The 24801-nt window shown below is 52.5% G+C and carries 27 protein-coding genes; 9 read left to right on the top strand and 18 right to left on the bottom strand.

Features of this window, described 5'->3' with window-relative positions:
- Position 1: 1 nt before the first annotated feature.
- Together JXQ85_RS05880 and cysG are read right to left on the bottom strand one after the other, a co-directional pair.
- Entirely contained in the window at positions 2–304 is a 303-nt protein-coding gene (locus JXQ85_RS05880; RefSeq protein WP_421747953.1) for a DUF2849 domain-containing protein, read from the bottom strand.
- 1 nt (position 305) lies between these two features.
- A complete protein-coding gene (gene cysG / locus JXQ85_RS05875; protein ID WP_421747952.1) occupies positions 306–1700 on the bottom strand; it encodes a siroheme synthase CysG in 1395 nt (464 codons plus the stop codon).
- Between the two features lie 143 nt (positions 1701–1843).
- Between cysG and JXQ85_RS05870 the strand changes: the two genes are divergently transcribed.
- Positions 1844–2305 carry an Lrp/AsnC family transcriptional regulator gene (locus tag JXQ85_RS05870; RefSeq protein WP_421747951.1) on the top strand — a complete coding sequence of 154 codons (462 nt, stop codon included), beginning with the start codon at positions 1844–1846 and terminating at the stop codon, positions 2303–2305.
- A 14-nt stretch (positions 2306–2319) separates the two neighbouring features.
- On the opposite strand, the gene JXQ85_RS05865 is transcribed toward JXQ85_RS05870, so the two are convergent.
- Positions 2320–3501 (bottom strand): cytochrome P450, encoded by a 1182-nt coding sequence (locus JXQ85_RS05865; protein ID WP_421747950.1) that lies wholly within the window; start codon positions 3499–3501, stop codon positions 2320–2322.
- 129 nt (positions 3502–3630) lie between these two features.
- On the opposite strand from JXQ85_RS05865, the gene JXQ85_RS05860 reads away from it, so the two are divergent.
- On the top strand, positions 3631–5514 hold the full coding sequence (locus JXQ85_RS05860) for an SLC13 family permease (RefSeq protein WP_421747949.1): 1884 nt from the start codon (positions 3631–3633) through the stop codon (positions 5512–5514).
- A 70-nt stretch (positions 5515–5584) separates the two neighbouring features.
- Here JXQ85_RS05860 and JXQ85_RS05855 read toward each other — a convergent pair whose 3' ends face one another.
- The 3 genes from JXQ85_RS05855 to JXQ85_RS05845 all read right to left on the bottom strand — a co-directional run bounded on the left by JXQ85_RS05855 (position 5585) and on the right by JXQ85_RS05845 (position 7442).
- A complete protein-coding gene (locus tag JXQ85_RS05855; RefSeq protein WP_421747948.1) occupies positions 5585–5917 on the bottom strand; it encodes a putative quinol monooxygenase in 333 nt (110 codons plus the stop codon).
- A gap of 31 nt (positions 5918–5948) precedes the next feature.
- The gene (tpiA, locus tag JXQ85_RS05850) at positions 5949–6692 is read right to left on the bottom strand and encodes a triose-phosphate isomerase (RefSeq protein WP_421747947.1); all 744 of its coding nucleotides are present in this window, start codon (positions 6690–6692) and stop codon (positions 5949–5951) included.
- A gap of 93 nt (positions 6693–6785) precedes the next feature.
- Positions 6786–7442 (bottom strand): helix-turn-helix domain-containing protein, encoded by a 657-nt coding sequence (locus JXQ85_RS05845; protein ID WP_421747946.1) that lies wholly within the window; start codon positions 7440–7442, stop codon positions 6786–6788.
- 168 nt (positions 7443–7610) lie between these two features.
- Here JXQ85_RS05845 and JXQ85_RS05840 point away from each other — a divergent pair, with 168 nt between their 5' ends.
- On the top strand, positions 7611–8132 hold the full coding sequence (locus JXQ85_RS05840) for a fasciclin domain-containing protein (RefSeq protein ID WP_421747945.1): 522 nt from the start codon (positions 7611–7613) through the stop codon (positions 8130–8132).
- A 64-nt stretch (positions 8133–8196) separates the two neighbouring features.
- Here the strand turns inward: JXQ85_RS05840 and JXQ85_RS05835 are convergent, their stop codons facing one another.
- From JXQ85_RS05835 to JXQ85_RS05805, 7 genes are all read right to left on the bottom strand, one after another.
- Entirely contained in the window at positions 8197–8547 is a 351-nt protein-coding gene (locus JXQ85_RS05835; protein WP_421747944.1) for a HesB/IscA family protein, read from the bottom strand.
- Positions 8548–8569: 22 nt separating this feature from the next.
- Positions 8570–9301, bottom strand: a complete 732-nt coding sequence (locus JXQ85_RS05830; RefSeq protein WP_421747943.1) for a DUF3307 domain-containing protein — start codon at positions 9299–9301, stop codon at positions 8570–8572.
- Positions 9294–9935, bottom strand: a complete 642-nt coding sequence (locus JXQ85_RS05825; protein WP_421747942.1) for a hypothetical protein — start codon at positions 9933–9935, stop codon at positions 9294–9296. The genes JXQ85_RS05830 and JXQ85_RS05825 overlap by 8 nt, the downstream gene beginning before the upstream one ends.
- Before the next feature lie 183 nt (positions 9936–10118).
- On the bottom strand, positions 10119–11324 hold the full coding sequence (locus JXQ85_RS05820; protein ID WP_421747941.1) for a glycerophosphodiester phosphodiesterase family protein: 1206 nt from the start codon (positions 11322–11324) through the stop codon (positions 10119–10121).
- Between the two features lie 97 nt (positions 11325–11421).
- Complete coding sequence (locus JXQ85_RS05815; RefSeq protein ID WP_421747940.1) at positions 11422–11784, bottom strand: SUF system Fe-S cluster assembly protein; 363 nt, start codon at positions 11782–11784, stop codon at positions 11422–11424.
- Between the two features lie 163 nt (positions 11785–11947).
- Entirely contained in the window at positions 11948–12223 is a 276-nt protein-coding gene (locus JXQ85_RS05810; RefSeq protein WP_421747939.1) for an NfeD family protein, read from the bottom strand.
- Complete coding sequence (locus tag JXQ85_RS05805; protein ID WP_421747938.1) at positions 12223–13101, bottom strand: SPFH domain-containing protein; 879 nt, start codon at positions 13099–13101, stop codon at positions 12223–12225. The genes JXQ85_RS05810 and JXQ85_RS05805 overlap by 1 nt, the downstream gene beginning before the upstream one ends.
- Before the next feature lie 107 nt (positions 13102–13208).
- Between JXQ85_RS05805 and tgt the strand changes: the two genes are divergently transcribed.
- Positions 13209–14339, top strand: coding sequence for a tRNA guanosine(34) transglycosylase Tgt (gene tgt / locus JXQ85_RS05800; RefSeq protein WP_421747937.1), 1131 nt, complete (start codon positions 13209–13211; stop codon positions 14337–14339).
- Positions 14340–14390: 51 nt separating this feature from the next.
- On the opposite strand, the gene JXQ85_RS05795 is transcribed toward tgt, so the two are convergent.
- Entirely contained in the window at positions 14391–15017 is a 627-nt protein-coding gene (locus JXQ85_RS05795) for an outer membrane protein (protein ID WP_421747936.1), read from the bottom strand.
- A 363-nt stretch (positions 15018–15380) separates the two neighbouring features.
- Here JXQ85_RS05795 and lon point away from each other — a divergent pair, with 363 nt between their 5' ends.
- A complete protein-coding gene (lon, locus tag JXQ85_RS05790; protein ID WP_421747935.1) occupies positions 15381–17783 on the top strand; it encodes an endopeptidase La in 2403 nt (800 codons plus the stop codon).
- 91 nt (positions 17784–17874) lie between these two features.
- Here lon and JXQ85_RS05785 read toward each other — a convergent pair whose 3' ends face one another.
- Positions 17875–18057, bottom strand: a complete 183-nt coding sequence (locus JXQ85_RS05785; RefSeq protein WP_421747934.1) for a hypothetical protein — start codon at positions 18055–18057, stop codon at positions 17875–17877.
- A 172-nt stretch (positions 18058–18229) separates the two neighbouring features.
- On the opposite strand from JXQ85_RS05785, the gene JXQ85_RS05780 reads away from it, so the two are divergent.
- The 4 genes from JXQ85_RS05780 (at position 18230) to JXQ85_RS05765 (ending at position 23103) form a co-directional block, all read left to right on the top strand.
- Positions 18230–21037 (top strand): glutamine-synthetase adenylyltransferase, encoded by a 2808-nt coding sequence (locus JXQ85_RS05780; RefSeq protein ID WP_421747933.1) that lies wholly within the window; start codon positions 18230–18232, stop codon positions 21035–21037.
- Entirely contained in the window at positions 21030–21302 is a 273-nt protein-coding gene (locus JXQ85_RS05775; RefSeq protein WP_421747932.1) for a hypothetical protein, read from the top strand. The genes JXQ85_RS05780 and JXQ85_RS05775 overlap by 8 nt, the downstream gene beginning before the upstream one ends.
- A 71-nt stretch (positions 21303–21373) precedes the next feature.
- The gene (locus JXQ85_RS05770; protein WP_421747931.1) at positions 21374–22564 is read left to right on the top strand and encodes an RSP_2647 family RNA methyltransferase; all 1191 of its coding nucleotides are present in this window, start codon (positions 21374–21376) and stop codon (positions 22562–22564) included.
- Entirely contained in the window at positions 22561–23103 is a 543-nt protein-coding gene (locus JXQ85_RS05765) for an RSP_2648 family PIN domain-containing protein (protein WP_421747930.1), read from the top strand. Before JXQ85_RS05770 ends, JXQ85_RS05765 begins: the two co-directional genes overlap by 4 nt.
- Positions 23104–23138: 35 nt before the next feature.
- Here JXQ85_RS05765 and JXQ85_RS05760 read toward each other — a convergent pair whose 3' ends face one another.
- The 3 genes from JXQ85_RS05760 to JXQ85_RS05750 are packed head-to-tail and all read right to left on the bottom strand — an operon-like array spanning position 23139 to position 24792.
- Positions 23139–23825, bottom strand: coding sequence for a M48 family metallopeptidase (locus JXQ85_RS05760; protein ID WP_421747929.1), 687 nt, complete (start codon positions 23823–23825; stop codon positions 23139–23141).
- 32 nt (positions 23826–23857) lie between these two features.
- Positions 23858–24466 carry a DedA family protein gene (locus tag JXQ85_RS05755; protein WP_421747928.1) on the bottom strand — a complete coding sequence of 203 codons (609 nt, stop codon included), beginning with the start codon at positions 24464–24466 and terminating at the stop codon, positions 23858–23860.
- A complete protein-coding gene (locus JXQ85_RS05750; RefSeq protein WP_421747927.1) occupies positions 24463–24792 on the bottom strand; it encodes a hypothetical protein in 330 nt (109 codons plus the stop codon). Before JXQ85_RS05750 ends, JXQ85_RS05755 begins: the two co-directional genes overlap by 4 nt.
- Between the last annotated feature and the right edge of the window lie 9 nt (positions 24793–24801).

Below are 24801 nucleotides of genomic sequence, written 5' to 3'. Positions count from 1 at the left end.
ATTATGCCTCTGCCTGTTTGCCGTGGAAGTAGTTGCTTGGGCCGGTGCGGCGGAACTCTTCGCGGAAGTGGGTTGGAGCGGGACGACCATCGTCGCCCTCAGCCGCGTCAGCAAGATAGGCGCCAACGGTGACTGCGGTTTGCTGTTGTGCTGTGATCAGACGTTCGTCTGCCACGGCTTCGTCGGTCAGAAGCTCTGCGTCCGCGAGGGTGCGGGTCCATTCGCCAGAGTCTGTCATATAGATCACGTCACCTTCCAGAAGGTGGTTTGCGGTGACGACTTTAGGTGTGAAAGCGCGGGCCATATCAGGCGAGCTCCTGTTGTTGAAACTTTGTCAGGGTGGCAGTTGCACGACGCGGGGAGAGGCCAACAAATGTCAGCGCTGGTCCGGTCAGGTCGGCCTTGGCCAAGTCCAGTGGAAGAGTTGAAAGTGTGGAGGCAATCACGCGCTGATCTGCGCGGGATGCGTTTTCCACGATGGTGATAGGGGTGGCTGGATCAGCGCCATGCATGATCAAGCGACCCTGAATGAAACGAGCGGCTTTTTTGCCCATATAGATGGCGGCAACTGCACCCGGTTGTGCCAGTTCGCGCCAGTCATGATCCGCGAAACCATCGATGGCATGGCCAGTCAGAAAACGTACGCTGGTATTGCGGCCACGTTTGGTCAGGCTTTGACCCACTGAGGCCACAGCTGCAGAGGCGGCCGTGATGCCGGGCACAACAGTGTAAGCCACGCGAGCATCATCGCAGGCGTCGAGTTCTTCATCCAGACGACCAAAGACAGTAGGGTCGCCAGATTTTAGGCGCACCACCAAATGGCCGCGCAGAGCGTGATCGACGATCAAGCCGTTGATGTGTTTTTGCGGTGTGTGCTGACCGTAAGGCGTTTTGCCCGCATCGATCAGTTTCGCTTCGCGACGGGCCAGTTCCAGAATTTCTGGGGCGACCAAACGATCGTAAATCACGACGTCTGCCGCATCCAAGGCTTTGCGCGCTTTCAGGGTCAGCAGTTCTGGATCACCCGGACCTGCGCCTACAAAAGCCACGTGGCCTTGTTGCTTGTCTGCATAGAGATGTTGGAACAGCAGCTCATCAAGTTCCTGCTGTGCCGCGGCCTCGCCTTGGGTTTCCACCCGTGGGCCGGCTTTGAAATAGTAATCCGCCCAGAAATCACGGCGCGGACGGCCAAAGGGCAGGGCGTCGACCGCTTTGCGGAAAGACTTCCCAACACGCGCCAGCATGCCAAGGTTTGGCGACAGGCGTTCTTCGAGGTCAGCTTTGATTGCGCGGGCCAACACGGGTGCTGCGCCTTCGGTGCCGATGGCGACGGTGACCGGATCGCGATCCACAATCGCTGGGGTGATGAATTGGCTGTCTTCCAGATTGTCGACGATATTCACCAGAACGCCAGCATCACGGGCAATGGATGAGGTGCGGGCGTCCTCGTCTTCATCCTCATCTGCTGCATAGAAGAGAACTTCATCAGACAAGTCACCCGCCTCAAGAGCGCGCGCAACCAGGGAGAGTTTGCCTTGCGCGGCCCAGTTTTGAATTTCCGCAACCGCATCCGCCGCGTAAACGGTGATCTCAGCCTCGGTTTTCAACAGAAGACGCAGCTTGGCCACAGCCGCCTCATCACCGCCGGAAAGGGCGATGCGCTGTCCTTGAACGGACAAAAAGACGGGGTAGTGTTTCATTCGGTCTTCTCGTGATCTTGTGTTTTCGAGTGCAATATAGGAAATTATTCCGGTTCTACGCTAGATGTCTGGTAAAATAGAAACGTTTGTTCTATGTGTCTGCGCGGATCGGCAGAATGTTCCTGAAAAGCGAGGAAATTGGAATGGCGTTGCGAATAGATGATATGGATCGGAAAATCCTCAATGAGTTGCAGCAGGATGCGGCGCTGTCATTGGATGAAATTGCCAAACGTGTCGGGTCCTCAAAGACCCCGGTTTGGAACCGGATTCGCAAGCTGCGCGAAGGTGGCGTGATCAAAAATCAAACTGCGGTTTTAGACGCCGAAGCCCTTGGATTTGAGGCCTGTTTCTTTGTACTTATCCGAACCAGTGAACATGAGGCGGATTGGCAGGCTAAGTTTCTGAAAGCATTGCATGATCGCCCTGAAGTGCAAGAGGCACACCGGTTGGCTGGCGACATTGATTACATCCTGAAAGTCCGTGTCGAAAACGCCCGCGCTTACGATGTGTTTTATCAGGCGCTGATTTCCGAAGTGCGTGTCTACAATGTGACCGCACTGTTATCGATGGAAGAGTTGAAATCTTCCACCTTGCTGCCGCTATAAATTTGAGTGATCCGCTAGACGCGGATCATCAGTTTTTCGAGGCCATGGAAATGATAGCTATTTGCGTAGCTTGGCTTTTCTGCCAGTTTCATTTGTGGACAACGGGCAAATAGGATTGGCAACGCGATGCGCAATTCCAACCGAGCGAGCGGGGCACCAACGCAGAAATGACGTCCTGCACCAAAGGCCATGTTGGTTTTGATCGGACGCAGCGCATTAAAGCGCTCTGCATCTTCCCAAACGCCCGGGTCACGGTTTGCCGCCGCCAGCATCAGCGCCACTTGATCCCCACGTTTTAAAGTTACACTGCCAACTTCGACATCTTCGTAGGCATAACGTGTGAACATATGCAGAGGTGGATCGATGCGGATCAATTCTTCGATGGTACGATCCACGTTCTCCTCGGCAAACCACGCAGGATCAAACCCTTTCTCAAGCAAGGTTTTTACTGCGTTTCCAATGGTATGGACAGTGGCTTCGTGCCCCGCATTCAACAACAAAATACAGGTCGTGATCAGCTCATCAGTCGAAAGTTTCTCGCCATCTTCTTCCGCTGCGATCAATTCCGTCAACAAATCATCGCCCGGGGTGTCGCGTTTTTCATCCACATAGCTGCGAATGAAATCAGCAAATTCTTTGGCGGATTGGGCGGCCCGAACTTCGGTCTCATGGGTGCGCGCGGCCATATACATCGCCACCATATCATTGGACCATTTCAGCAATTTATCTGACATGGCTTCCGGGACCCCAAGCAGGCGCGCGATGATGATCACCGGAATATGGGTGGCAAAGGCGGGCAATAGATCAAAATCTTGGTCAGGAAAGCCATCGATCAACTGATGCGTCAGCTCTGTGATGTCTTTGTCCAGCGTCTGAATGCGCCGTGACGTGAAGGCGCGCATCACCAGTCCACGCAAACGCGTGTGACGTGGTGGTTCTAATTCCAGCATGGAATGAGCCTCAACGTCATAAAAGGCCTTGGTGTGCAGGGCCGGGGTCTTTGCCAGCTCTGGCGGCACTTCGCGGCCCAAACGGCGATCTTTGAACAGCATCGAAACTGTCGCATGTGAGAAGGCGGCATACATGCCGTAGTCTTCCCAGAAATGCATACTGCCGTCTTTGCGTGTTTCTTCGTAAAACCGATAGGGGTTTTGGACGAAGACCGGATCCGTTGGGGATTGTGTCAGATTCTTCATTTGCTCAGATTTCCGGACTTTACCGTAAAGGCAACCGGTTTTTTTGTTACTCCGCGTCAATTTACCCCGACTGACCCGTTGCTCGATGTTGCGCGGGCTTGTAATAAAATTGCTAGGAGGACGTGCACTTTGGAATCTATTACCCTCACGTTGGAAATGTCTGTTGTCCTTGGATTGTTGGCATTTACCGTATTTTTATTTGTATCTGAAATCGTTCGGATCGACCTGGCCGCGATCTTGGTCATGGTGCTTTTGGGGCTGATCTCTCAGATCCCCGCAACGTCGAATGTTGCAAATGTGTCTAATCTGTTTGATGGCTTTGCTTCAAACGCGGTGATCTCGATTATCGCGGTGATGATTATTGGCGCAGGTCTGGATAAGACTGGGATCATGAGTAAAGTGGCCGCTATCATCTTGAAAAGAGGTGGTAAAACCGAAGGTCGTATCATCCCGATTATCTCAGGTACAGTGGGTGTTATCTCCTCCTTTATGCAGAACGTTGGGGCAGCGGCGCTGTTTTTGCCAGTGGTCAGCCGGATCTCTGTGCGAACCGAAATTCCAATGTCACGTCTTTTAATGCCTATGGGTTTCTGCGCCATTTTGGGTGGTACGATGACCATGGTGGGCTCGTCCCCATTGATCTTGCTGAACGATTTGATCCTGACTTCCAATGCCAGCCTGCCTGAAGGGCAGAAGATGGAGTTGTTCGATCTTTTCGCGGTGACACCGATTGGGATCTGTTTGGTTCTGACCGGGATTATCTATTTTGTGGTTTTTGGTCGCTGGGTTTTACCGAAGGGCGCTAAAACCGGAGACGGGACAAGTGCACAGTCTTTGAAAGAATTCCTTAAGAATATCTACGGCTTACGTACTGATATTCACGAAATCTCCATCCCAGCGGGCCATCCTTGTGAAGGCAAAACCTTTGATGAGTTGATGCAGCAGTATCATGTCTACATCATTGGTTCGGCCTTGCATGGTAAGCGCTGGTTTGCGCCGGTAATTTCAACACCAATTGAAACGCCTTGCCGTTTGGCGATCCTAGGTGCGCGCAAAGAAGTGCGTGAAATGGTGCTGAACGAAGGCTTCACGATGCACACCGAGCTGGATGTGTTTGCCGAAGATTATGCTGCAACTAAATCGGGTGTGGCTGAATTGGTGATCCCTCCGGGTTCTGGCCTGATCGGCAAATGTGCGCATGATCTAATGTTTCGTAAAACCTACGGCGCGTCTTTGCTGGCGATTCACCGCGATGAAAACACGCTTAGCTACATGCAGACCGAGGATCACGAACCAACAGCAGTGGGTGAAGAACCCTTCCATGCGGGTGATACGCTGGTGATCCACTCCACTTGGGAGTCCCTGACGCGCTTGACCCGTGATCGTGACTTTGTGGTTGTGACACAGGATTTCCCACGTGAAGAGCTGCGTCCTCGTAAGCTGGGCTTTGCGGTTCTGTTCTTTGCGATCGCACTTAGCATGATCCTTTTTACCGACATTCGTCTGTCGCTCTGTCTGCTGACCGGTGCTGTAGGTATGATCCTAACGGGGGTTCTGGATATTGACGAAGCCTATGAGGCCGTCAGTTGGACCACCGTCTTCCTCTTAGCCAGCCTCATTCCATTAGGTATGGCTGTGCAAAGTACGGGCACGGCTGAGTGGATTGCCCATCAGATTCTATCCTTATTGGATGGCTGGCCGATCTGGTCACTGCAGGTTGGTGTGGCTGTCTTGGCAACGATCTTCACTTTGGTGATGTCCAACGTGGGTGCAACGGTTCTGCTGGTGCCTTTGGCGGTCTCTATCGCTATCGCGGCGGGTGGCGATCCTGCGATCTTTGCACTGACCGTTGCGATCTCAACCTCTAACAGTTTCTTGATCCCGACCCACCAGGTGAACGCACTGATTATGGGGCCTGCGGGTTATAAGGTGATCGACTTTGTGAAGTCCGGTGGCATCATGACGATCCTGTTCTTGATTGTCTCGATGACAATGATGAACGTTGTGTTCTGATCTAAGATCGAATTGAATTGAAAAAGGCGCGTCCTGCCGGGCGCGCCTTTTTTGTATCTGTTTTCAAACTTTAGAGTTTGGCTCCACCTGAGAAGCTCTCAAAGCCATTAGTCGTTTCCGTTACTTCGGCCTCGTAGTGCGCGATCATCGACATGGCCTTTGGTTCAATCTTTTTGTGCCAGACAGGTCCATCGTAGAATTCATTCTTGATCCGATCACGATCTTCGAGTGTTGAAAATGCTCTGATCCAGTGAACTTTGTTTGGATCTTCCAAATCTCGAAGAGGACCGAACACCAACATGCCGGCATCACGTAAAGCCTGACGGTTTTCACGTTCAAAAAACTCAATGAAGTTTTCCCGATGACCAGGCTTAAGTGTGTAGTGTCTGATTTCTAGGATCATTGCATGGTCCTGTGACTCGACAACTGAGGGATTAGGCCTCGTCGAGCGCCGTAATAATGGCGTTGAAATCACTGGCCTTCAGGCTTGCACCGCCCACCAGAGCGCCGTCAACGTTAGAAACCGCGAAGATCTCATTTGCATTGGAAGGCTTCACAGAGCCGCCGTACAGAAGGCGGAAGGCATTGCCGTCTTCACCAAAACGTTCGACAAGCTGGCTGCGCATAAAATCATGAACTTCGGCGATTTGCTCCAGAGTTGGAACTTTGCCAGTGCCAATTGCCCAAACAGGTTCATAAGCGATTACAGTATTGGCCCCGGTCGCTGCAGCAGGGGTTGAGCCCGCAAGCTGTGTGCCAATGACATCCAATGTCTGACCGGCTTCGCGTTCTTCTAAGCTTTCGCCGATGCAGATCACTGCGGTCAGATCATTGGCATAACCAGCTTCGGATTTTGCAGCGACGATGGCGTCGGTTTCGCCGTGATCCACACGCCGTTCTGAGTGGCCAGTGATCACGTGGCTTGCCCCTGCATCCGCCAGCATAGACGCTGAAATATCGCCAGTATGTGCGCCGGACGCATTGGTGTGACAGTCTTGGCCGCCAATGGCGATTGCATCGCCTGCGGTCGCTACAGCGCGGCTGATAAGCGTTGCGGGGGTGCCGATTAATACATCCGTCTGTTTTGTTGCTGCGGCCGCTTTCATGGCCTCTAATTCTGCCAAATCGGCAGCGGTGCCATTCATTTTCCAGTTTCCGGCAGCAAGTTTACGGCGCATGAAATTTCCCATCTTAGCAACGATTGTTTCACACGTTGTGCGAAGAATGCCGCGCAGGGTCAAGGTCGTATGATGGCTTCGCGCGCGTCAATGCTAAGTATTTGCGGCGATCGGTGCCCGATAGGGAGCAGAAGCGTCCTGCATTGTCTTGGGATCAACGGGCCAGATCCGATTTTCAACGGCCACAACGATGGCCTTTGCTCTGTCCTGACCTGCACATTTGTAGGAATGCGGATACTGCGCTTCGAAATACATCGAGTCGCTTGGGCCAAGCGCGTGGGTCTGCCCATGGATCGTAATGTCGACGTGGCCAGATAAGACGTAGATCAGTTCGAAGCCTGCGTGTTCATGCGGATCGCTTGCTGGGGTTCGAGGCAGAAATTCCGCCAAATAGGCGTTGGTAGGGCGGTCGTTCACAGCAAAATCGAGGCTTTCAAAAAAGAAACTGGGCATTGCGTCTGTGGTGTTTGGCAGACGAATTCGGTTTTTGGCACGGATGACTTCAAGTATCGGCGCGTCATTTTCTTTAAAGAAGTGTTCTAAGCCGACCCCGAAAACCATCGCGATTTTAAGTAAAGTCGGCAAAGTGGGGACAACTTGGCCCCTTTCAATCTTGGATAACATACCTGCTGATAGGCCAGTGTGATCGCCCAACTGCGCCAATCCCAGTGATTTTGACGTGCGCAAAGACCGAATCTTTGGGCCGATTTGATAGATTTCCAATCCTTCAGACAGTGCGTCGCTAATCATTTGGTCTCGCCTTTTTCCTGTGCTTCAATTTTTGAACGTATCATTTCATCAAATGAAAATATCTTTCATATTATGCAAATTTGCATTGTGTGAATTTTTTTTTCACTACATGACATTCATATCGCAGCACATCCGCTGCATGCAACAGTTATGAGAAGGAACTTCGAAATGCGTAAAGGATCATTCATCAAAGCAACACTGGCAGCCGCTACGTTGTCGTTGGTTGGAACCACTGTATCTGCAAAAAATATCGTTGAGATTGCCGTTGGCGACGACCGTTTTTCAACTCTCGTAGCGGCGGTGACTGCGGCAGGTTTGGCTGAAACGCTATCGGGCGAAGGCCCCTTTACAGTCTATGCGCCGGTTAACGACGCCTTTGCAGCTCTTCCAGAAGGCACCGTCGACACATTGCTTAAGCCAGAAAATAAAGGTCAGTTGACCAATGTTCTTCTGTATCATGTCGATGATCGCAACTTGCCTGCTGCAGGCATTCCTGCAGGATCCAACTACTTTAAGCCGGTTCTGGCGGATGCACGTCTGTGCATTTCAAAATCATCAGCCGGTGTCACAATTGCGGATGGATCTGGTCAGATGGCAAATGTGATCATCGCCGACATTCAAGCCGACAATGGTGTGATCCACGTGATTGATAAAGTCCTGCTGCCAGGCACACGCCCAGACTGCCACTAAAACCGAGCGGTCAAAGCAAGCGCTGCTTTGCACGCCCTCGAGAACAATCTCGGGGGCGTTTTACTTATTGCTCGGCAAACTTAATGCTTTCACCGCAGCCACAGGCCTCGGTGACATTCGGGTTTTTGAACTTAAAGCTCGCTTCCAGCAGAGAGACTTCATAGTCGATCTCGGTGCCAAAAAGGAACATCTGCGCCATAGGAGCGATCATCACGCGCGCGCCATCTTGTTCGACGGTCTCATCCATAGGATTGACGTCATCAACGTATTCCATGGTGTATTCCATGCCCGCACAGCCGCCTTTTTTGACGCCAATGCGCAGCCCCTGATGGCCTTCACGTTCCATCAGTTTCACGATTTGCTTTGTTGCCGCCGGGGTCAGAGTGACCGCCTGTTTGCCTGGAATGCCGAACATAAGATGCTCCTTTGATGCTTATTTAGGGCTTGGGCAGTGCAATGCCAAGGTCTGGCAGTTGGGCAAAGAGTAACAAAATCACGAGGCTGACCAAAATTGCCCAGCCAAAAGACGCCAGCGTGCCGATAATAATATATTCGGATCGCTTTCGGTTTTCGGCGATGTCACCGTCTTTTGCAGTTTCAAAGCGCAGTACAGATTTTGCCGCGACGAGAAAGCCGATGCCAATGGGCAGGCCTGCCAGAACAAGCACGTAGATCAAGCCGCGCTCGAGCATGCCGATGGTCTTCCCACCATTTTTCAGGCTGTCTTTGGAAAACTCGGGGCCGTAGGGAGCCATGAGGATGCCCACGGCAAAGCCGCCGGCACGGGTTGCAAAGACGGCGCCTGAGGCCAGTAGAAGCATATAAGGTACAAAGTCAGGCGCATGGGTCCACACGCCTGTGTGCCAAAGCTCGGGGGCATAGGTCGCGATGGCGGTGAGGGCCACAAGGTGCACGGCCTGATCTGCCAGATGGGCGCCAATACCGTCTTTTGTTTGTGCTTTGATCCAGTCGGTCAGGATATGAAACAGAGTTAAGGCAACAATGGGCGCCCCCATGGTGCCAGTGAGCAGAACCGCTGTGCCAAAGACGACCGCGCCATGGTAGATCAGATAGAGCGGTTCTTTCTTACGCTGCACCATTTTGTTGGATTGAAACACATAATCGGCCAGTACATGGGCTGTGAAAAGGGCGATGAGGGTTTCAATCATTGTTTTGTTCCAAATGACGTAGGGCGAGGAAAATGCTTTGAAATCCGGCTGCGTTCAGGGTCTTTGTCACAGTCTGCCGCGATTTGTTTAAGATTTTCGCTAAATCTGTGTAGCTAAGATCTTGGTCCGGATGAAGCATATGTGACACCGCTTCTGACTGTGCTGGCGTCCAGTCCGAACAGATGTGATCTGCAAGGGTAATTGCCCCAGACACTGGTCCTGTTTTTGCACAGGCCAATTTTGGTGCAAAGCTGGTCATTGTTTTCAGTGTTTCTAAGGCGCGTCCGGATTCGACAAAAACCGGATCGCTCTGGTTGTTGAGGTCTGTGTCTTTCTCAATCACTGCAGTACCTGTTGCGATGCCGATATAGCTGTCAAACTGGATGCCCAGCGCTTTTAATGTCGTACGAAACAGCAGTGCGGCGCGCAGTGCATATCGCGGCTGCGATAAGATGACTTGCCAACCATCTCCACGGTGACGCGTAAAATTGAGCGGTGTGCCTTGCCAGGTTGCAATACGCTGTGCGCATGTCTCGAGTGTATCAATTGCGGTTGAAAGCTCGGCCTTTGACAGTTGTGTCGACTTCACGAGGTCACCGGTGATAACGGTGATGGATGATGGTTTTGCACTCATGCACCCAATTTAGGCTGCAAAGTGCAATATGCAACCTAAAAGGGTTGCGAAATACAGTATGCACCCAAAAAAGGATGCGTTTTGCGATGTGCCCCTAAATAGGTTGCGTTTATGTAACAGTCCCTAAATGAAAAAATGGCCCCAAAGAGGGACCATCTCTCGATTATCTTTAGGCCATTTGCCTTAAGAGTTTTGGTTTCCCATGCAGTTTGCATAGTAGGTTGTGGTCGCTGGCCAGTCAGAGAAAACACCTTCGACACCAACTTCTTGTGCCAGAACATCCAGCACCTCGAAGTACATGGCGTCGTTGTTGGTTGCCTCGGTGATGGACTTGAAATACCAGCCGCCGCCGTTTGCCAATGGGCCAGAGCGTTCCAACGTCCAAGTGATCAGCTTCAGGCCAGCCGATTTTGCTTCTTTGGCATAGGCAGATGGTACGATTTCACCGTCTTCCATAGTGACCAACATCCACATAGGTGGAGCAATGTAGTTCACACCTTGCTCTTTCAGAGACGCCATGGTGCGGCGGAAGGTGGTTGGATCGTTGTGATCAAAGCCTTCTCCGTTATAGCTGTCGTCTAGGAACACAGCCTGTTTGCCAAACTCTGGCTCGGCTTTGATCCAGTAAAGCACGTCGTCGAGGTTGAACGACTGTGCAAAGACGTCTGAGGCTGGAACGCCCGCCGCTTTGTATTCGTCGATCATAGCCTGAGCGTAGTCTTCTTGCGTGTAGCCATCAAAAGGCATTTCAACAGACGGGGATTTCAGTTCAGGTGTGAACTTTGCGCCCAGGTCTTTGAACAACGCGATGGACTCAGCGTGGGTCATCACGGTGCCTTTGGTCGCATAGAGGTCCGTGCGCCAGCCTGCTGTACCGTCCAGATATTCTTCAACAGTAGACGCTTGAGCGTTGGCAGCATCCATCTTGGCGTTCAGAGTTTTATACTCTGATAGGGTGATTTCAGAGGTCCGGCATTCGGCAACGGCTTTTTCGCCGTCTTTTGCAGGCGTGAAGCCTTTAACGCAGGTGTTTGCCAGCTCGGAGGCCAGGATATTGGTTGTGGTGTGCAGATCGTTTTGCGCGTGACGGCAGACCAGTTGCTTGTCTTTGGTGAAGGTCACGTCGCATTCCAGAATGCCTGCGCCCATACGCGCAGCGGCGCGGTTGGATTCAACAGTGTGTTCTGGGAACATCATCGGCGCACCACGGTGACCGATGGAAAAGTCAGACGGTTTCATCGCCATATCTTGGCAAGACTGAAGTTTGCTCTTCAGCGGGCCGTCAGCCATCTGATCAATCAGATAAAACGGGCGAGGGCCCAATTCAACTTCGGCCGCTGTTGCAGCCAGAGGAAGGAAAAGGGCCGCGCCCAAAGCAGTGCGAAACATCGCTGGTCTCCTGAAAATTAAGGTGACCGGTGTCTCGCAACTCAGTGCGACAGAGAGTTGATGGTTTTATATCAATACAACTGCGAAATGATGAAGCTTACATGAACCCAAGTTCAAGACGCGCTTCGTCGCTCATCATTTCCATGCCCCATGGCGGTTCCCACACAAGGGCAACATCAACGGTCTTGATGCCCGCAACGCCCGAGATGGCCTCTTGCACCCAACCTGGCATCTCTCCGGCCACTGGGCAGCCCGGTGCGGTAAGGGTCATGACCACGTTCACCTCGTTCTCACCATTGATCTCGATGGTGTAGATCAGGCCAAGGTCATAGATGTTCACAGGGATCTCAGGGTCATAGACACTGCGCACAGCCTCAACTGTGGCATCAAACAGCGGATGTTCAATGCTGGAGGGGGCGATCAGAGGGGTGCCCTCGATTGGGTCGTTTTCCTGAGTCATTTGCTTACCTGTTTATTCCTGAGCGCTGATATAGGGAATAAGGGGAGGGGCGTCCAGAGGTGGGCATGCAAAAGGCGTTCACGATCTGGCAAAACAGGGATGCCTTCGGCGAGGATATTTGAGCCAAAAAGAAAATAGGAAGGGCGCCTAATTCGCCCTAACTTTAATCGTTGATGTCGTGATCAAAAGTTTTGACCTGACCTTTGGGAAGCGCGAAATGTCTGCGCAGACCGAGCCATGCCACCAATGATATTACCGCAAAGATCAAAAGGATCGCTGGTACCGACATCAGGCTGAGCGGGCCGAGTAGGGCGACGCCCACCACTGCCGCACCGATGGCAAACCCCAGAAAAATAAATCCAGGGATCAGCATTTCAACGATGCCCAGCACCAGCGCGGCCGCAAGCCAGACCCACCAAGTTGTCAGCAGCGTTTCCATTATGAACCGCCTTTCAGCAATTTAAACGCATCGCCAAAAGCTTCGAGTGCAGCAGCCGGTAGCACGATGGTCTGTTTCCCATCACCATTGCCCAGCGCATTCAATGCCTCGACCTGTTTCAGCGCCACTTGGTATTGCGCTGCTTCAATGCCGTTTTCTTTGATGGCTTTGGCCACAACTTCGGTTGCATAGGCTTCTGCTTCGGCCGAAATGCGGCGCGCTTTGGCCTTTTGCTCGGCCTCGTAGAGTTCCGCATCCGCCTGAAGTTCGACGGAACGCTTTTGACCTTCGGCCTCTGTCACCTGCGCGCGGCGCGCGCGTTCAGCGTTTAACTGCTGCAACATCGCTTGGCGGGTTTGCTGATCAAGGTTCACATCAAGGATCTCTGCCCGTGTGACTTCGATACCCCAATCATCCACCGCGTCTTCGACAGACAATTTGATGGTTTCAATCAGGTGCGCACGATTGGCCTGAACCTCGTCGAGGTCCATTTTACCGATATGCGCACGTACAATACCGGCCACTGTGGTTTTGATCGCGCCATCGACGTCGCGGATACGGTACACGGTCTTTTCCGGCTCTGTGATGCGGTAAAAGACAGAGGTGTCCACCTGAACCAAAACGTTGTCTTTTGTGATCGCATCTTGGCTGGCTGTGGGCAGCTGACGTTCCAGAATCGAGATTTTGTGGCGCACGACATCTAGGAAAGGCACAACAAAGTTGATCCCAGGCCCAAGCACGGAATGCAGCCGGCCAAAGCGTTCAACTACGTGTTTCTCGGATTGAGATACAATCCTAACACCCTTGAAAATAACGATAATAACAAACGCTGCCGCAACGAGCAGCACGAGATTTTCCGACAAGAGTTCTTCGATCATAAATGTCCCTTTTAACGCTAAACGCGTCATTTACATGGTCGTGAGCGAGTTATTTTACAACCTTGATAAGTCAGCGTAAGGAGTGCGCAAAGCTAAAAAGGTGACCTATGACCAGTCGTTTCTCGTTTGAACTGAAAGCCACGGATGGCAAGGCCCGCACGGGGGTGATCTCCACACCGCGTGGAGAGATCCGTACGCCTGCTTTCATGCCGGTCGGAACGGCTGCAACCGTTAAAGCGATGATGCCGGAAAGCGTGCGCGCGACGGGGGCGGATATTCTGCTGGGCAATACCTATCACCTGATGCTGCGTCCGACGGCAGAACGGATCAACAATCTGGGGGGCCTGCATAAGTTCATGAACTGGGAACGCCCGATCCTGACGGACTCTGGCGGCTTTCAGGTGATGTCCCTCGCAGGCCTGCGAAAGCTAACCGAGAAAGGCGTGACTTTTCAAAGTCATATTGATGGATCCAAACATGAGTTAACGCCCGAACGGTCCATGGAAATCCAAAAGCTGCTCGGTTCTGATATAGTCATGTGCTTTGACGAATGCCCGGCGCTGCCTGCCGATCGCGATCGCATTGTGGAATCGATGCGCATGTCCATGCGGTGGGCTCAGCGTTCAAAAGATGCCTTTGGGGATCGTCCGGGCCACGCTTTGTTTGGCATCCAGCAGGGCGGTCTAGAGAAGGATTTTCGAGAAGAAAGTGCTGAGGCGCTAAAAGAAATCGGATTTGACGGTTACGCGGTTGGCGGTCTCGCTGTGGGAGAGGGGCAAGAGGCCATGTTCTCTACGCTCAATTTCGCGCCGGATCAGTTGCCTGTTGATAAACCGCGTTACCTGATGGGCGTTGGCAAGCCTGACGATATCGTGGGCGCTGTGAAACGCGGTATTGATATGATGGATTGCGTTTTGCCGTCCCGCTCTGGCCGCACTGGGCAGGTCTTTACCCGCCATGGCGTGGTGAACATCAAAAATGCGCGCCATTCGGATGATCCGCGGCCGCTTGATGAAAAATGTGGCTGCCCGGCCTGCCAGAACTATTCACGCGCCTATTTGCATCATGTGTTCCGTTCAAACGAGATGATTTCAGGAATGCTGCTGACCTGGCACAACCTGCATTACTTCCAGGATATCATGCAGGGCATGCGCGACGCCATTGCGGCAGGTGCCTTTGACGCTTGGGAAAAAGACTTCCACGAGGGACGTGCGCAAGGCGATATTGAGCCGCTGTAAGAAAAATGCGAACAAAATGCACGCCTTTGCGCTATCAACTATTTGCCTAGCCTAGAACTTCATACCAAAGCCGATCCGGGCTTCGGTTCGGCTAAATTCAATGTCAGCAGGGCAACCAAGACCACAAAAAACGGACCGCTCGGACCGCAGTTTGGTTTGACCTATTTCTGCGCGCATGAAAGCGTTTCTCCAGATCTTTACGTCGACACCGGCTCCGTAGGTGATGCCAGTATGTGTTTGGGCTTGCGTTGAGAAACCAACGGCTTCTACTTCAGCTTTACCCGTCGCAGCTCCAAGGAAGAAGTATGGTAAAACCGATCCCGATGAATATCCAATGCGCCCTCGCACACTTGAGATCCGATTTAATTGTGCATTGACGTCACCGGGACCTGGGACACCTGTAAATGCCTCGGTTCCATTCAGGGTAAGCGTATCTATTTCAACACCATATATGAGGTCATTTCGTTGGATGTTATATCCTGCAAAAGCACCGATTCCGGTGTTGCTGAAATCTCCAGAGAAAGCTCCGAGGCTTGGTGCGCCTCCTTCAACCCAGTCAAAGGTCGTCGATCCTGAGCTTCCAAGCGCTCCGGCGTAAAATCCATTCCAGTCTTGGCCTGATGCTGTGGACCCCAACACACAAATAGCTGCTGAAGCCATTTTTAAAAAGTGTTTCATACGATTAACTCCATCCCATTTGGCTGCATAATATAAAAATTATGTGAAATTACAAAGGGGTTCTTCGCGTGACGCAACTATAATTCGCTGAGTTTCGCGTGGTTGGATTTTACGGGTTGCACTGGAGCAGAGGCTAGATCAGTGCTCCTCCGCTGAGGCGATTAACATAGCGTAAATTCCATCGATTCTACTCTTGTGATCCTGCGTCCCAAAAGGCATGCTGGCGGTAACAACAGAGGTGATGGGAAGATAGCCGCCTTGAAACCCATGCAGAGCCGTACCAGATAGAAAACTCGAAAGAGGAGACAGCAAGCGTTGCCGCGAAGCGGGGCCAGCCTGTCTTGCCAAGAATAAGGACCGAGTATGCTAGAGCCACTCAATTCATCCTATCCCGTCCTGCCGCTGCGCGACATTGTGGTCTTCCCACATATGATTGTGCCGCTGTTTGTGGGCCGTGAGAAATCCGTTCGTGCCCTCGAAGAGGTGATGCAAGACGACAAACAAATCCTTCTGGCAAGCCAGATCGATCCAGCAGAGGACGATCCAGAAGCAGAAGGTATCTACCGCACAGGTGTAATCGCCAATGTTCTGCAGCTTCTAAAGCTGCCAGATGGCACTGTGAAAGTATTGGTTGAAGGTCAGGCCCGTGTGCAGATCAATGACTTCCTAGAAAACGATGTTTTCTTTGAAGCCACAGCAGAATATCTGACAGAAATGCCAGGTGATGCGACCACCATCGAAGCGCTGTTGCGTTCGGTTGGTGACGAATTTGAACGCTACGCCAAGATCAAGAAAAACATTCCAGAAGAAGCGCTTAGCGCGGTTTCTGAAACCGAAGAGCCTGCGCGCTTGGCCGATCTTGTATCTGGCCATCTGGGGGTCGAAGTGGACCAGAAGCAAGAGCTTTTGGAAACGCTGTCTGTTTCTGAACGTCTGGAAAAGGTCTATGGCCTGATGCAGGGCGAAATGTCTGTGCTGCAGGTCGAGAAAAAGATCAAAACCCGCGTAAAATCACAGATGGAGAAAACCCAGCGCGAGTACTATCTGAATGAGCAGATGAAGGCCATTCAGAAGGAGCTGGGTGACGGCGAGGATGGTTCTGGTGAAATCCAAGAGCTGGAAGACAAGATCGCTGCGACAAAGCTTTCTAATGAGGCCAAGGAAAAGGCTGACGCTGAGCTGAAAAAGCTTAAGAACATGTCGCCAATGTCCGCGGAAGCCACAGTTGTGCGCAACTATCTGGATTGGATGCTGTCTATTCCGTGGGGCACAAAATCCCGCGTGAAAAAAGACCTGAACAAAGCGCAGGAAACGCTTGATGCGGATCACTTTGGTCTTGAAAAGGTCAAAGAACGCATTGTGGAATATCTTGCGGTTCAGCAGCGCTCCAAAAAGCTTAAAGGCCCGATCATGTGTCTTGTAGGGCCTCCGGGTGTTGGTAAAACCTCTTTGGGTAAATCTGTTGCCCGGGCGACAGGGCGTGAATTCATCCGCATCTCCCTTGGTGGTGTGCGGGATGAATCTGAAATCCGCGGTCACCGCCGGACTTACATTGGCTCCATGCCGGGTAAGATCATTCAGGCGTTGAAAAAAGCAAAAACCACGAACCCACTGATCTTGCTCGATGAAATTGATAAGATGGGTCAGGACTTCCGTGGCGATCCGGCGTCTGCGATGCTTGAGGTACTGGACCCAGAACAGAATGCGACCTTCGTAGATCACTACCTTGAGGTGGAATATGATCTCTCGAACGTCATGTTCCTGACCACATCCAACAGCTACAATATGCCGGGACCTTTGCTGGACCGGATGGAGATCATCCCTCTGGCGGGCTACACCGAGGACGAAAAGGCTGAGATCGCGCATCGTCACCTCATTCCTAAGCAGGTGAAGAACCATGGTCTGAAAGCGAAAGAGTTCTCGTTGGAGCCAGAAGCGCTGCAGGAAATCGTGCGGACGTACACACGTGAAGCTGGTGTGCGGAACCTTGAGCGTGAGATTGGTAAAATCGCCCGTAAGGCCGTGACCAAGATTGTGCGTAAAGAGGCTGAAAGCGTTGTTGTCACAGATGAAAATCTGGACGAGTTCCTTGGCGTGAAAAAATACCGCTATGGTCTGGCTGAAAGCAAAGATCAGATCGGTGTTGTTACTGGGTTGGCTTATACCAGCGTGGGTGGCGATCTGCTTCATATCGAGGCGCTAAAGCTGCCGGGTAAAGGTCGCATGAAGACCACAGGTAAGCTGGGCGATGTGATGAAAGAATCCATCGATGCGGCAAGCTCTTATGTGCGTTCGATTGCACCGCAAATCGGGGTGAAGCCTACCAAGTTCGACAAGATTGATATCCACGTGCACGTTCCAGATGGGGCGACACCAAAGGATGGTCCATCTGCGGGCCTTGCGATGGTGACATCGATTGTCTCTGTGCTGACCGGTATTCCGATCCACAAGGACATTGCCATGACAGGCGAGGTGTCTTTGCGTGGTAATGCGATGCCAATTGGTGGCTTGAAAGAAAAGCTGCTGGCAGCGCTGCGGGGCGGAATCAAAACCGTGCTGATCCCGGAAGAGAATGAAAAGGATCTCGCTGAGATCCCGGACAATGTGAAAGAAGGGCTGGAAATCATTCCAGTGTCTCACGTGTCCGAAGTTCTTGAACGTGCTTTGATCAGCAAACCTGAGCCGATCGAATGGGATGAAGCCGCTGAAGAAGCCGCTGCTGCGGCGTTGAAATCTTCTGAAAATCCAGGAGCTGTTGCGCACTGATTGGTGACATAGCTCAAATAAAAAGGCGCTCTAAATTGAGCGCCTTTTTAATGCCTGGCTTTGACCAGATCTGCTTCAAAGACTGATTTAATCAGTCCAAAGCAGCCCAAAGAATAGCGATTGTCATGATGGCCATAACGGTCGCGGCTTCATTTGCGCTGGATGCAGCATCTGCAGCAATAACAGGTGCCTCAACAACTGGATCTTCCATGCCGCCGGCAAAGGCTGGTGCCGTTGCTGCCCAAAATGCAGCAGCGATTGCGAATTTTTTCATTTGTGTCCCCCACAGGATTGATAAATTCAATGCCAAGGTTTTTGTGCCGTCACCCAAGCTGGGTCAAGTTGCGCGATAATCCCTGTGAAATGTTGATTTGTTTTGTTGCGAAAAAAACGCGAAATCCCGTTCTGTTATTGACGATCCCGCCTGCTGCGCCCATCCTGATGCCATGAATTTCTCTAAGCAGATCAAGCGCCTACCACGCGCATTTGACGCTGAAATAGCGTCTGACTTGATGTCCTCCGTTTCCTTCGCCAGTGGGGAGGTTCAAAAGCTCTTATTGGGTGTTGGGGCCAGCAGCCCATACCTGCGCGGCTTAATGTTGAAAGAACACGCTTGGTTACCGACAGCGCTTGAGGATCCAAGCCAAGCTTTGTCTCTGGTTTATGAACAGCTTGGCAATGACGCAGCTGAAACTCTGGGACCATCCTTGCGGCAAGCCAAACGCCGCGTTGCCTTGATGACGGCACTGGCTGACGTTGCCGGTGTTTGGTCGCTGGAAGAGGTGACTGGAGAGCTTACCAAATTCGCTGACTTAGCAACGCAATTGGCCTTGCAGGCCATGGTCGGTAAAGAAATCAGTCGCGGAAAGCTCCCCGGAGCCACCGAAGCGGACATTACCACTGCCGGGGGGCTTGTCGCCCTTGCCATGGGGAAAATGGGCGCGTTTGAGCTCAATTATTCTAGCGATATCGATTTGATCTGTGTCTTTGATGAAACGCGGTACGAGCGCACAGATTTTCAGGACGCCCGGGCGTCTTTGGTGCGCGCAACCCGCCGTGCGATGGGGTTGATCAGCGATATTACCGGCGAAGGCTATGTGTTCCGCACGGACCTTCGCCTGCGACCTGACCCCGCGGTCACTCCGGTCTGCTTAGCGATGGAAGCGGCAGAGCGGTATTACGAAAGCCTTGGTCGCACTTGGGAGCGCGCAGCCTATATCAAAGCGCGCCCTGCCGCTGGTGATATTGCAGCCGGAGGGCGTTTCTTGGAAACCCTTCGGCCTTTTGTCTGGCGCAAGCACCTTGATTTTGCGGCCATTCACGAAGCCCATGATATGCGGTTGCGGATCAGGGAACATAAGGGGCTGGGGCGCAAAAGGGATCTTGCCGGTCACAATATGAAATTGGGCCGTGGTGGCATTCGCGAAATTGAGTTTTTCACACAAACCAGACAGTTGATCGCCGGCGGTCGTGATCCTGATCTACGGGTAAATGGCACGGTACCTGCTTTGGCCAAATTGGCTGAAAAAGGCTGGGTTGAGCCAGACATTGCACAAAAGTTGACCGATCATTACCGCGCCCATCGCGAAGTCGAACATCGCATCCAAATGGTGAACGATGCCCAGACCCACGATCTGCCAAAAACGGAAGAAGGTCTGGAGCGCATTGCTTGTCTGATGGGGCAGGACTTAGAGGCTTTGAAAGCTGAATGGCGCGACCGGATTGAAGAGGTCCACGCACTCACAGAAGATTTCTTTGCTCCGGATATGATTGCAGCAGAACCGGTCAAACAATCTTATAAGTTCGATGAGGACATCATCGATCGATGGAAAACCTATCCGGCGCTCAGGTCATCGCGCGCGATCGAGATTTTTGATCGTCTGAAACCCGAGCTTTTGCATCGTTTATCAGAAGCCGCCAAACCCAGCGAAGCCTTGATTGCATTGGACGGTTTTTTGTCTGGACTGCCATCCGGTGTGCAGGTCTTTTCTTTATTCGAAGCCAACTTGCAACTTGTTGATTTGCTTGTTGATATTTTGGGAACTTCGCCAGTCTTGGCGCGCTATCTCTCTCGCAACTCATCGGTGTTGGACGGGGTGTTGGGCGGCGCATTTTTTGCCGATTGGCCGGATCTGCAAATCCTGAGAACAGAATTGAAGTCGCGGCTATTTGCTGATGATGATTATGAACGACGACTGGATGCAGCCAGGCGTTGGATGAAAGAATATCATTTCCGGATTGGGGTTCATCACCTGAGAGGATTAATCAGTGCCACTCAAGCAGGGCGGCAATATGCGGATCTGGCTGAGGTGCTATTGGTTGAGCTTTGGCCAGTGGTTGAACAGCAGTTTGCGTTAAAACACGGGCCTATGCCGGGTCGAGGCGCGATGGTGTTGGGTATGGGATCGCTTGGGGCACAGCGATTGAATGCCACCTCTGATCTGGATCTGATTGTGATATATGACGCTGATGGTGTCGATTTTTCAGATGGGCGGCGCCCTTTGGCGTCGCGCGCCTACTATGCGCGGCTCACGCAGGCTCTGGTGACGGCGATGACAGCGCCAATGGCCGAAGGGCGGCTTTATGAGGTGGATATGCGTTTGCGGCCTTCAGGCACGCAAGGGCCAGTTGCGACCTCCATTACATCGTTCAAAGACTATCAGAAAAATCAGGCTTGGACCTGGGAACATCTTGCTTTGACACGCGCGCGGCCGGTGGCTGGAACTCCAGATTTGATGGATGACATTGAAATCTTCCGACAAGAGCTGATCGCGCGCCCTTCTGCCGAAGATAAGCTGCGTCAGGATGTGGCTGAGATGCGGATTAAAATTGCAGACTCCAAATCACCAGAAGGTGTTTGGGATGCTAAAATCGGTGCGGGACGGTTGCAGGATATCGAGCTAACGGCTCAGGCAGCGGTGCTATTAGCGGGAGGGAAAACCCGAGATGTCGCTGAAAGTTTGAAAAAGGGCGTTTCCCTAGGCTGGATATCTGAAGCTGAATGTAAAACCTTGACGCAAACCTACGATCTGCACCGCACCCTTCAAGTCGCAACCCGTTTGCTTGGGGAAAAAGCGCTTGATCCGGATACTATTGGCGCAGGCGGCGTGGCTTTTATGCTCAGAGAGACGGAAGCGGCATCGTTTGAAGCGCTGGAAGCGCGCTTGAATGAGGCAGCGCTGCAGGCTGGGGCCATAATTGAAACGGTGCTGTCGCGCCCAGTTAAGACCATCAAAGGAGAGGCCCATGGCTGATCTCAAAACACTCGATCCGCGGGAATTGATCAAAGAATCCTATAATATCGAGGGCATCACCCTAAGTCAGTGCCGCACGATCTTTATGGATTGGGCCTTGGGAGGTGATCTTTCGACCGCGACAGATCACATAGGTCAGTTGTTGGCGCATTATGGGCCACTGCATCCCGATCATCCAATGACGGCTGTTCTGCGTGAAGGCGTCGATGGAACGCAAGGTAAAGCTGATGGCAAACGGCGCACGGGTCGCCGCCCACGCAGCTAAGCGCGCGGTTAAGCTTGATTGGGACGCCAATTGGTCTTTTCACGGCCCATCAGAGCGCGTAGGAGGGCGTTATGACTGATCTTCCTATTGTCCGCCTCAAACCCAAAGCCAATGCCCGCGCTGTGCGCCATGGATTCCCTTGGGTTTATGAAAATGAACTTGTCACTGACCGCCGCACGAAAAATATCGAGCCTGGGGCCTTGGCCGTGCTTGAAGATTCCGAGCGCCGTCCAATGGGATTGGTGACTGTCAATCCAAACAGCAAAATCATTTGCCGGATGCTGGATCGCAATCCTGAGGCGGTGATTGATCAGGCATGGTTTGAAACGCGCTTTGCCAAGGCGCTCGATATGCGTGCGCGACTTTATGATCAGCCGTTCTATCGTCTTGTGCATGCAGAATCTGATGGCTTGCCGGGTGTTGTGATTGATCGGTTTGGCGATACCTGCGTGATTCAGCCCAATGCGGTCTGGGCAGATCAATTGATTGCGCCACTGACAGCGGCTTTGGCCAAGGTCACAGGCGTTGCGAATATTCTGAAAAATGCCTCTGGTCGCGCGCGCGTGCTTGAAGGGTTGGATGCTGAAAATACGGTCCTTCTAGGGGATGCGCCAAGCGCACCAGTGCCAGTCACAATGAACGACGCAACCTATATGGCTGATTTGACCGGCGGTCAGAAAACCGGTCTGTTTTTTGACCAGCGCGCCAATCATGCTTTCGGAGCGCGACTGAGTTCCGGGGCACGTGTTCTGGATGTGTTTTCGCATGTTGGTGGTTTTTCATTGGCGGCTTTGGCGAATGGTGCTTCTTCAGCGATTGCCGTGGATGGCTCTGCTGCCGCTTTGGAATTGGCAGCACAGGGTGCTGATGCAGCTGGATTTTCGGATCGGTTTGAAACCCGCAAGGGGGATGCCTTTGCGGTGCTTGAGGCATTGGCAGAAGAGGGTGCTCAGTTTGACGTGGTAATCTGTGATCCACCCGCATTTGCCCCCAATAAGCCTGCTTTGGAAAAAGGTCTGCGCGCCTATGAACGTGTCGCGCGCATGGCGGCTCCTCTGGTGGCTGAAGGCGGTTATCTGGGGCTATGTTCCTGTTCTCATGCGGCAGAGCTTTCGTTGTTTAGAAATGCATCAGCGCGTGGCATAGGCCGGGCAGGGCGCCGGGGTCAATTGATCCACACGGGCTTTGCTGGTCCAGACCATCCTTTGATGCCGCAATTGGCGGAAAGCGGATATCTAAAGGCCTTGTTCTTCCGCCTATGAAGCTATTGCTCGACACCTGCGTGATCTATCCAACGGTGATGCGTGAAATGCTGTTGGGTGTCGCGAAAGAAGGTGCGTTTGAACCGCTGTGGTCCGAACGCATCTTAGAGGAATGGGCGCGTGCGGCACGTAAGATTGGCCCAACCGGTGAAGTACAGGCACGAGGCGAAATTGCCCTTGTGCGTGCGGCTTGGCCAAGAGCCGAGGTTTCTTATCGCCCCAGCACAGAGGCTCGGCTTTATTTGCCGGATGAGGCAGATATTCACGTTTTGGCCGCCGCGATTGACGGGCATGCGGACGCGATTGTCACGAAGAATTCTAAGGACTTTCCAAAGCACTTTCTGGCCGAAGAAGACCTGCAGCGGTTTGAACCTGATGGATTTCTGCGGAACTTATGGGGCGAAGCGCCAGAGATGGTATCAGCTGTTGCCGAAAACGTACGGCAAGAGGCCTGTCGGTTGTCTGGAAAAGACTGGGATATGCGCGGGTTGTTGAAAAAGGCCCGCTTACCAAGACTCGCAAAGGCCTTGAGCCATTAAATGTATGCCGGACTTTAGCCTGGCCGGCGGATGCCTCACGCAATGCCCCATTTATTTTCAAGTTTTTCAATGGCTTTGATACGCTCATCGGTTTTTGGATGGCTCATTAGCCAGGCAGGCATCACACCCGCACGCCCACTGGTCAGCGCTTCTAATTTGGTAAAGAGCGTTTTTTGAGGCGCCGTGCCAATACCAGCTTTGGTCAACAATGCTGCGGCGTATTCATCCGCTTCATATTCATCCCCTCGGGACAGACGCGCAGCCAACAGCGTGGTCAAAGTGTTGGCAATCCAAACGCCAATTCCCGGTAAAAACCGAGACAGCACCATGGCTAGGGCCGTGCGTAGCGCATTTTGGCCAGAGAAATCGATCATACGACGGCGCGAATGCCCCAGTGCGACATGCCCCAATTCATGGGCAATGACGCTGGCGAGCTCTTCTTTGCTGACCTCTCCATTGGCATATTTGCGATAAAAGCCACGGGTGATGAAGATGCGCCCATCGGAGGCGGCCAAGCCATTCACCGGGTCAATTTCATAGATGTGCACACGAATGCGCGGCAGCTCTAAAGCCCCGGCCATTTGATCGATGAGTTTTTTCAACTCTGGATCTGCCAGTTCAGTGGATTGCTCATCCAAAGTACGCGCGGTCCGCCATGCGGAAAAGCGATACATGACAAGGCCATAGACAATCGCAAGCAAGATTGGTGCAAACTTTAACATGCCCTATGATATGGGGCCGCATGTTGATTTGATCAACCTCTTACGAGGGCGGATTGCTTGCGGTGATTGTGAAAAAGCCAAGCGCCAGTTCCGATCATCACGACGATGCCCGCCAGAATGCCGAGCACATCGCTGGCGAGATTTGCGGCGATCGTAAGATTGTCAGCAAAGGCATATCCAAGGCCGACATAGATGCTGACCCAAGTGGCTTCTCCTAAAGCACCGGCAATGGCAAACGGGGCCCAGCGCATTGCGGTCGTGCCAGCTGCAAAATTGACATAGGGGCCAAGTGGCGAAAACAGCCAGCGGCTGAGATATACCCCGATCGCGCCGCGGTTCTGCAGGGTGCTTTCCGCATTGTTCAGAAGCTTCTCGCGCTTGGACTGTACTTTCATAAAGCGATAGATTTTTGCTCTGGAATGGGTGCCAAGTAAATACCCGATGTTGTCGCCCAGAATGGCACCCGAAAAAGCTGCGCCCACCACCTGTATCGCCTGCATGTCACCTGTCGCCACAAAGGCGCCTGCGGTCAGCATCAGCAAAGATGAGGGCACGGGCACCGCCAGACAGCTAAAGAGCGTAACAAAAAACAAAAGGGCGGCCCCGTAGTCAGCCAAATATTGGATCAGGGTTTCCGTCATTTCTGGCTTTCCAGAAAGAGGGTGAGTTCCGCGATCAATTGCTCAAGAGGGATGCCCTGATATTGCGCGATACGTTTTAGGGTGGGACGTCCTTTGATCTCGTCCTTTTGCAGATCCAGATGCGCCCGCAGATCGCGCGGATTGATGTTCCATGAATGGGCAACATAGGCGGGGGTCATCCAAGGCGCCGGCGTTTGATCACGATGTGCTGGGTCAGCCCAATAGATCGCATCCAGCACCAGCCGCACCAGAAAAAACAAGGTCACTGCGCAGGCCAAGACAAACCCTGTGCCAGCGATCGGATGACGTTTGAAAAGCGCGCGCATAATTGTCCT

Source organism: Cognatishimia sp. (assembly GCF_049116455.1).
Taxonomy (GTDB): domain Bacteria; phylum Pseudomonadota; class Alphaproteobacteria; order Rhodobacterales; family Rhodobacteraceae; genus Cognatishimia.
Note: the sequence above shows the minus strand (reverse complement) of the source record. Positions and strands in the feature narration are given on the sequence as shown.

What these genes read in the sequence shown, in the direction of transcription:
- JXQ85_RS05880 (WP_421747953.1), bottom strand. Translation starts at nt 304, where the DNA reads ATGGCCCGCGCTTTCACACCTAAAGTCGTCACCGCAAACCACCTTCTG.
- cysG (WP_421747952.1), bottom strand. Translation starts at nt 1,700, where the DNA reads ATGAAACACTACCCCGTCTTTTTGTCCGTTCAAGGACAGCGCATCGCC.
- JXQ85_RS05870 (WP_421747951.1), top strand. Translation starts at nt 1,844, where the DNA reads ATGGCGTTGCGAATAGATGATATGGATCGGAAAATCCTCAATGAGTTG.
- JXQ85_RS05865 (WP_421747950.1), bottom strand. Translation starts at nt 3,501, where the DNA reads ATGAAGAATCTGACACAATCCCCAACGGATCCGGTCTTCGTCCAAAAC.
- JXQ85_RS05855 (WP_421747948.1), bottom strand. Translation starts at nt 5,917, where the DNA reads ATGATCCTAGAAATCAGACACTACACACTTAAGCCTGGTCATCGGGAA.
- tpiA (WP_421747947.1), bottom strand. Translation starts at nt 6,692, where the DNA reads ATGCGCCGTAAACTTGCTGCCGGAAACTGGAAAATGAATGGCACCGCT.
- JXQ85_RS05845 (WP_421747946.1), bottom strand. Translation starts at nt 7,442, where the DNA reads ATGATTAGCGACGCACTGTCTGAAGGATTGGAAATCTATCAAATCGGC.
- JXQ85_RS05840 (WP_421747945.1), top strand. Translation starts at nt 7,611, where the DNA reads ATGCGTAAAGGATCATTCATCAAAGCAACACTGGCAGCCGCTACGTTG.
- JXQ85_RS05835 (WP_421747944.1), bottom strand. Translation starts at nt 8,547, where the DNA reads ATGTTCGGCATTCCAGGCAAACAGGCGGTCACTCTGACCCCGGCGGCA.
- JXQ85_RS05830 (WP_421747943.1), bottom strand. Translation starts at nt 9,301, where the DNA reads ATGATTGAAACCCTCATCGCCCTTTTCACAGCCCATGTACTGGCCGAT.
- JXQ85_RS05825 (WP_421747942.1), bottom strand. Translation starts at nt 9,935, where the DNA reads ATGAGTGCAAAACCATCATCCATCACCGTTATCACCGGTGACCTCGTG.
- JXQ85_RS05820 (WP_421747941.1), bottom strand. Translation starts at nt 11,324, where the DNA reads ATGTTTCGCACTGCTTTGGGCGCGGCCCTTTTCCTTCCTCTGGCTGCA.
- JXQ85_RS05815 (WP_421747940.1), bottom strand. Translation starts at nt 11,784, where the DNA reads ATGACTCAGGAAAACGACCCAATCGAGGGCACCCCTCTGATCGCCCCC.
- JXQ85_RS05810 (WP_421747939.1), bottom strand. Translation starts at nt 12,223, where the DNA reads ATGGAAACGCTGCTGACAACTTGGTGGGTCTGGCTTGCGGCCGCGCTG.
- JXQ85_RS05805 (WP_421747938.1), bottom strand. Translation starts at nt 13,101, where the DNA reads ATGATCGAAGAACTCTTGTCGGAAAATCTCGTGCTGCTCGTTGCGGCA.
- tgt (WP_421747937.1), top strand. Translation starts at nt 13,209, where the DNA reads ATGACCAGTCGTTTCTCGTTTGAACTGAAAGCCACGGATGGCAAGGCC.
- JXQ85_RS05795 (WP_421747936.1), bottom strand. Translation starts at nt 15,017, where the DNA reads ATGAAACACTTTTTAAAAATGGCTTCAGCAGCTATTTGTGTGTTGGGG.
- lon (WP_421747935.1), top strand. Translation starts at nt 15,381, where the DNA reads ATGCTAGAGCCACTCAATTCATCCTATCCCGTCCTGCCGCTGCGCGAC.
- JXQ85_RS05785 (WP_421747934.1), bottom strand. Translation starts at nt 18,057, where the DNA reads ATGAAAAAATTCGCAATCGCTGCTGCATTTTGGGCAGCAACGGCACCA.
- JXQ85_RS05780 (WP_421747933.1), top strand. Translation starts at nt 18,230, where the DNA reads ATGAATTTCTCTAAGCAGATCAAGCGCCTACCACGCGCATTTGACGCT.
- JXQ85_RS05775 (WP_421747932.1), top strand. Translation starts at nt 21,030, where the DNA reads ATGGCTGATCTCAAAACACTCGATCCGCGGGAATTGATCAAAGAATCC.
- JXQ85_RS05770 (WP_421747931.1), top strand. Translation starts at nt 21,374, where the DNA reads ATGACTGATCTTCCTATTGTCCGCCTCAAACCCAAAGCCAATGCCCGC.
- JXQ85_RS05765 (WP_421747930.1), top strand. Translation starts at nt 22,561, where the DNA reads ATGAAGCTATTGCTCGACACCTGCGTGATCTATCCAACGGTGATGCGT.
- JXQ85_RS05760 (WP_421747929.1), bottom strand. Translation starts at nt 23,825, where the DNA reads ATGTTAAAGTTTGCACCAATCTTGCTTGCGATTGTCTATGGCCTTGTC.
- JXQ85_RS05755 (WP_421747928.1), bottom strand. Translation starts at nt 24,466, where the DNA reads ATGACGGAAACCCTGATCCAATATTTGGCTGACTACGGGGCCGCCCTT.
- JXQ85_RS05750 (WP_421747927.1), bottom strand. Translation starts at nt 24,792, where the DNA reads ATGCGCGCGCTTTTCAAACGTCATCCGATCGCTGGCACAGGGTTTGTC.